Source organism: Moritella sp. Urea-trap-13 (assembly GCF_002836355.1).
Lineage (GTDB): Bacteria > Pseudomonadota > Gammaproteobacteria > Enterobacterales > Moritellaceae > Moritella.
This window is the reverse complement of sequence record NZ_PJCA01000021.1, coordinates 1-277: the sequence shown is the minus strand read 5'-3', so window position 1 is coordinate 277 and position 277 is coordinate 1. Positions and strand designations below refer to the sequence as shown.

The following is a 277-nucleotide window of genomic DNA, read 5'->3' as shown; positions in this document are numbered from 1 at the left end:
AAAAAAGCCGATATCAATGATATCGGCTTTTTTCGTTCAAGACTTAATCTTGAAACTAAATTGGCGTTTGGCGATGCCCTACTCTCACATGGGGAAGCCCCACACTACCATCGGCGTTATTACGTTTCACTACTGAGTTCGGAATGGAATCAGGTGGTACCGCAACACTATGGTCACCAAACAAATTTTTTGAGTCTTACGAATAATCTGCTCTTACTTAAGACTAAGTCTTAAGTAACATCTACTTAGACTAAATCTAAATAAATAGTAATTGGCG

At 38.6% G+C, this 277-nt stretch carries 1 rRNA gene; it reads right to left on the bottom strand.

Annotation, left to right across the window (positions count from 1 at the left end):
• Positions 1-65 precede the first annotated feature (65 nt).
• Positions 66-181: ribosomal RNA gene (gene rrf, locus CXF93_RS02935) — 5S ribosomal RNA — on the bottom strand.
• Positions 182-277 lie beyond the last annotated feature (96 nt).